General features: G+C 75.1%; 4 protein-coding genes. 1 reads left to right on the top strand and 3 read right to left on the bottom strand.

What is annotated here, in order from left to right; all coding sequences use genetic code 11:
• Positions 1-39 precede the first annotated feature (39 nt).
• The 3 genes from ACWGKU_RS38500 to ACWGKU_RS38510 all read right to left on the bottom strand — a co-directional run bounded on the left by ACWGKU_RS38500 (position 40) and on the right by ACWGKU_RS38510 (position 3767).
• Entirely contained in the window at positions 40-2187 is a 2148-nt protein-coding gene (locus ACWGKU_RS38500; protein WP_452181057.1) for an acetoacetate--CoA ligase, read from the bottom strand.
• A 68-nt stretch (positions 2188-2255) separates the two neighbouring features.
• Positions 2256-2810, bottom strand: a complete 555-nt coding sequence (locus ACWGKU_RS38505) for an NUDIX domain-containing protein (RefSeq protein ID WP_452181056.1) — start codon at positions 2808-2810, stop codon at positions 2256-2258.
• Positions 2811-2861: 51 nt separating this feature from the next.
• Positions 2862-3767, bottom strand: a complete 906-nt coding sequence (locus ACWGKU_RS38510) for an NUDIX hydrolase (protein ID WP_452191768.1) — start codon at positions 3765-3767, stop codon at positions 2862-2864.
• Positions 3768-3942: 175 nt separating this feature from the next.
• Between ACWGKU_RS38510 and mmuM the strand changes: the two genes are divergently transcribed.
• Positions 3943-4911: a homocysteine S-methyltransferase gene (mmuM, locus tag ACWGKU_RS38515; protein WP_452191770.1), complete on the top strand. Its 969-nt coding sequence runs from the start codon at positions 3943-3945 to the stop codon at positions 4909-4911.
• The last annotated feature ends 2 nt before the right edge of the window (positions 4912-4913 follow it).

Raw genomic sequence — 4913 nt, forward strand, 5'->3', positions numbered from 1 at the left:
GGATGGTGGGGGCGCCCCTCTCGCCCGTCCCGGGGCCGGTCAGGCCCGGCGGTCGAGGCGGAGCTGCTCGAAGAAGCGCAGGTGCTCGATGCGGTCGACGGAGCCGGGGTTGACGGCCTGCTCCAGCGGGGTGCCGGAGAGGATGCGCTTGACCGGGACCTCGATCCGCTTGCCGGTGAGGGTGTGCGGGAGGCCGTCGACGGCGATGACCTCGTCGGGCACGTGGCGCGGGGAGAGTTCGGTGCGCAGCGCGGTGCGGATGCGGCCGACCAGGTCGTCGTTCAGTTCCGCGCCGGGGGCGAGGACGACGAACAGCGGCATCCAGTAGCCGCCGTCGGGCTCCTCCAGGCCGATGACCAGGGACTCGGCGATCTCGGGGAGGCGCTCGACGACCTCGTAGATGTCCGAGGAGCCCATCCGGACGCCCTGGCGGTTGAGGGTGGAGTCGGAGCGGCCGTGGATGACGACGGTGCCCCGGGAGGTGACGGTGATCCAGTCGCCGTGGCGCCAGATGCCCGGGTACATGTCGAAGTAGCTGTCGTGGAAGCGGGTGCCCTTGTCGTCGTTCCAGAAGCCGGTGGGCATGGACGGGAGGGGCTTGGTGACGACGAGTTCGCCGACGGTGTCGATGTGCGGGTGGCCCTGGACGTCCCAGGACTCGACGGCGGCGCCGAGGCAGGGGGCCTGGATCTCGCCGAGGTGGACCGGCAGGGTCGGGACACCGCCGACGAAGCAGGAGCAGACGTCGGTGCCGCCGCTGACCGAGGCGAGCCAGACGTCCTCACTGACCTCGTCGTAGATCCAGCGGAAGCCGTCGGGCGGGAGCGGGGAGCCGGTGGTGCCGATGCAGCGGACGGCGGAGAGGTCGAGCTCGCGGCCGGGGTGGAGTTCGGCCTTGCGGCTGGCGCCGATGTAGGCGGCGGAGGTGCCGAAGACGGTGGTGCCGGTGCGGGCGGCGACCGACCACAGGGCGCCGGCGTCGGGGTGGCCGGGGCTGCCGTCGTAGGTGACGATCGTGGATCCGACCAGGAGGCCGGCGACCAGGAAGTTCCACATCATCCAGCCGGTCGAGGTGAACCAGAAGAAGCGGTCCTGCGGGCCGAGGCCGAGGTGGAGGCCGACCTGCTTGAGGTGCTCGACCAGGATGCCGCCCTGGCTCTGGACGATCGGCTTGGGCAGGCCGGTGGTGCCGGACGAGTAGAGCACCCAGAGCGGGTGGTCGAACGGGAGCTGGGCGAACTCCGCTTCGCCGTCGGCTCCCGGGGCCCGGTCGGAGACCAGGTCGGCCCAGTCGAGGGCGCCTTCGGGGGCCGGGCCGCCGAGCAGCGGGACGTGGACGACGGTGCGCAGTGAGGGCAGTTCGCGGCGCAGCTCGGCGACGACGTCGGTGCGGTCGTGGGCCTTGCCTCCGTAGTGGTAGCCGTCGACGGCGATCAGGACGTCCGGTTCGAGCTGCTGGAAGCGGTCGAGCACGCTGCGGGCGCCGAAGTCGGGGGCGCAGGAGGTCCAGACGGCGCCGACGGCGTTGGTGGCGAGGAGCGCGACGACGGCCTGCGGGATGTTGGGCAGGTAGGCGGCGACCCGGTCGTGGGGACCGATCCCCTGGGCGCGCAGGGCCGCGGCGAGGGAGAGGACCTGGCGGCGCAGTTCGGCCCAGGTGGTCGGGACCGGGTCCTCGCTCGTCTCGTCGACGTGGAGGATGGCGGGCCGGTCGGCGTTGGCCGGGTCCTCGGAGTGGCGCAGGACGTGCTCGGCGTAGTTCAGGCGGGCGCCGGGGAACCACTGGGAGCCGGTGCGGGTCTCGTCGGCGAGGAAGGCGTCGGGCATCCGGGGGTCGGCGAGGACGGCGTCGGGGGCCTGGGTGAAGCGGACGTCGAACCACTGGGTGATCGCGGTCCAGAACCGGTCGAGGTCCTCGGTGGACCAGGCGTGCAGGTCGGCGTAGCGCTGGGCGGCCTGCTGGTCGTCGTCGGCCGGGGCGAGCGGGGCGGCCGGGGCGCCGTGGTGCTCGGCCGCCCAGGCCTGGAAGGCCACCAGGGGGGTGGCGGCGGCGCGAGCGGGGTTGGGGCGCCAGAGCGGCTGGTCCTGCGGTGGGGTGCTCACGGTGGTGGTCTCCCGGCCGGTGGTGGGGACGGGAGGGCTCGTGGCAGACCCGTCCGGTTGGGCTGTCGGTGCAGACCATGCCATGTGATCGGCCGCCGCGCCAGGGTCGGCCGGTGGGGGCCGGGGGCCCGCGCCGCAGGGCGGGCCCGGGGTCAGCGGGGGGTGAACTCGCCGCTGAACCAGCGGCGCAGGACACCCTTGTGGAAGTCCCAGACGAGCGCGGTGTCGGCGGTGGCGAGCAGCCAGCCGTCGGTCTCGTCGGTGGGGCGCGAGGGCGGGAGCTCGGCGAGCGGGCGGGCCGGGAGCAGACCGCAGAGCACGACGAAGCGGCCGGCGGGGTCGGAGGCGGTGTGGATCAGGGTGACGTCGGCCGGGTCGGCGGTGATGCCGGTCTCCTCGTGCAGTTCGCGCACGCAGGCCTGCTGCCAGCTCTCGCCGTAGTCCATGTAGCCGCCGGGGAAGGCGAGTTCGCCGTAGCCGGGCTCGATGGTGCGGCGGATGACGACCAGGGCCGGGTCGGTGTCGGGGCGGGTGACGGGGAGGACGGTGACCGCGACGGGCAGCGGGTTGCGGTAGCTGATCTCGGCGCAGCCGGGGCAGGTGCGGGGCCAGAGGCGGGTGCCGGGCGGGTAGGGCGTGCCGCAGAAGTGGCAGTGCGAGAACGGCCGGTGGGCTTCGGCGGCGGTCGTCGCTTCGTCAGTGGTCATGGCCGGATGGTAGCCCGGTTGGTCGACGGCGTTGCCGTGGGCCGCCGGACCTCAGGGGGCGCCGGCGGCGCCGGCCGGGTCGTCGCGGGTGGGGCGGAGCAGCGCGGGGTGCAGCAGGCGGGCGTCGCCGGCGTGGTAGGTGCGGGCGCGGGGGCCGCCGCGGGCGCCGCCGCGCTCGGTGGTGGCGCCGGTGCTCTCGACGAAGCCGGGCACGGACAGCACCTTGCGGTGGAAGTTGCCGGGGTGGAGCTTCTCGTCCCAGACCGCCTCGTAGACGGCGCGGAGGTCGGGGATGGTGAAGTCGTACGGCAGGAAGGCGGTGGCCAGCGGGCTGTACTCCAGCTTGGCGCGCACCCGGTCGAGGCCGTCGGAGAGGATGCGGGCGTGGTCGAAGGCCAGCGTGACCGGGCCGGGGCCGGGGCGCCCGTCGACACCACCCCCGTGGGTGTCGACGGGCGCACCGGCGGCTCGGGACCGGCCGCAGGGCCGGAGGTCCAGGTCGGAGACGGGGTGCCAGGCGGCGGCCGCGGCGTCCGTCCCGGCCCGGGGGTCGGGCAGGTCCGGGGCGAAGGCGAGGTAGGCGACGGAGACGACGTGCATCCGCGGATCCCGCTCGGGGGCGCCGTAGGTGCCGAGTTGTTCCAGGTGGAGGCGGCAGGGCATCGCCCCGGCCGCGGAGGCGCTCAGCAGGCCCGTTTCCTCGGCGAGCTCGCGGGCGGCGGCCTCGTCCAGATCCTCCTCGCCGGCCCGCAGGAAACCACCGGGCAGCGCCCAGCAGCCCTGGTGGGGCGGGGCGCCGCGCTCGACGAGCAGGACGTGCAGGCCGCCGTGGCGCAACGTCAGGGCGACCACGTCCACGGTGACGGCGATCGGGGCGTAGGCGCGCGGGTCGTACGCGGCGAGCCACTGCTGCTCGGCTCCGGGCCCGGTGGGGGGCGGTTGGTCGTCCGCTGCCATCGCCGGGCTCCTCTCCGTGGTCGCCGGTGCCACCGGGCCTGTTCTGCCGGTGCTGTTCTTCTCGGGCTGAGCACAACGTAGCGAGTGCGTTCCCCGGCGGCAAATGGTTTTCCTGCCCGGCCCGGGGGCGCCCACCCCTAGGCTGTGACCAGGAACTCTTCCAGAGGAGACCGAGATGCCCACTGCTCCCCCGCCGGACTTCGCCGCCGCGCTGGCCGCCGGTCCGCTGGTGCTCGACGGCGGGATGTCGAACCAGTTGGCGGCGGCCGGGCACGACCTCTCGGACGAGCTCTGGTCGGCGCGGCTGCTGGCGGACGACCCGCAGGCGGTGGTGGCGGCGCACCGGGCGTACTTCGCGGCGGGCGCGGACGTCGCGATAACCGCGAGCTACCAGGCGAGCTTCGAGGGCTTCGCGCGCCGCGGGGTCGACCGGGCGCAGGCCGCGCGGCTGCTGGCGCGGAGCGTGGAGCTGGCCCGGGAGGCGGCGCGGCCGGAGCCGGGCGGGCGGCGGCGCTGGGTGGCGGCCTCGGTGGGTCCGTACGGGGCGGTGCTGGCGGACGGTTCGGAGTACCGGGGCCGGTACGGGCTGAGCGTCGCGGAGCTGGCGGACTTCCACCGGCCGCGGCTGGAGGTGCTGGCGGCGACCCGGCCGGACGTGCTGGCGCTGGAGACGGTGCCGGACGCGGACGAGGCGCGGGCGCTGCTGGGGCTGGTGCGCGGACTGGGGGTGCCGGCCTGGCTGTCGTACAGCGTCGAGGGCGACCGGACCAGGGCCGGGCAGCCGCTGGCGGAGGCCTTCGCGCTGGCCGCGGAGGTGGACGAGGTGGTCGCGGTGGGCGTCAACTGCTGCACGCCGCAGGACGCGGACCGGGCGGTGGCGGTGGCCGCCGAGGTGACCGGGAAGCCGGTGGTGGTCTACCCGAACAGCGGGGAGAGCTGGGACGCCGCCCGCCGGGGCTGGTGCGGCGAGCCGACCTTCCGCTCGGCCCGGGTGGGCGGCTGGCTCGCGGACGGCGCGCGGCTGGTGGGCGGCTGCTGCCGGGTCGGGACGGACGGGATCGCGGCACTGGCGGCGGAGGTGACGGTGCTGCGGGCGCAGCGGGCGGGGAGAGTGTGTTCCGGGGGGTGGAGCGGTGTCGTCTAGAC

The organism is Kitasatospora sp. NPDC054768 (assembly GCF_053612025.1).

Excerpts from the sequence above, each read along its gene's own strand:
- ACWGKU_RS38500 (WP_452181057.1), bottom strand. The coding sequence starts at position 2,187 with ATGGCATGGTCTGCACCGACAGCCCAACCGGACGGGTCTGCCACGAGC.
- ACWGKU_RS38505 (WP_452181056.1), bottom strand. The coding sequence starts at position 2,810 with ATGACCACTGACGAAGCGACGACCGCCGCCGAAGCCCACCGGCCGTTC.
- ACWGKU_RS38510 (WP_452191768.1), bottom strand. The coding sequence starts at position 3,767 with ATGGCAGCGGACGACCAACCGCCCCCCACCGGGCCCGGAGCCGAGCAG.
- mmuM (WP_452191770.1), top strand. The coding sequence starts at position 3,943 with ATGCCCACTGCTCCCCCGCCGGACTTCGCCGCCGCGCTGGCCGCCGGT.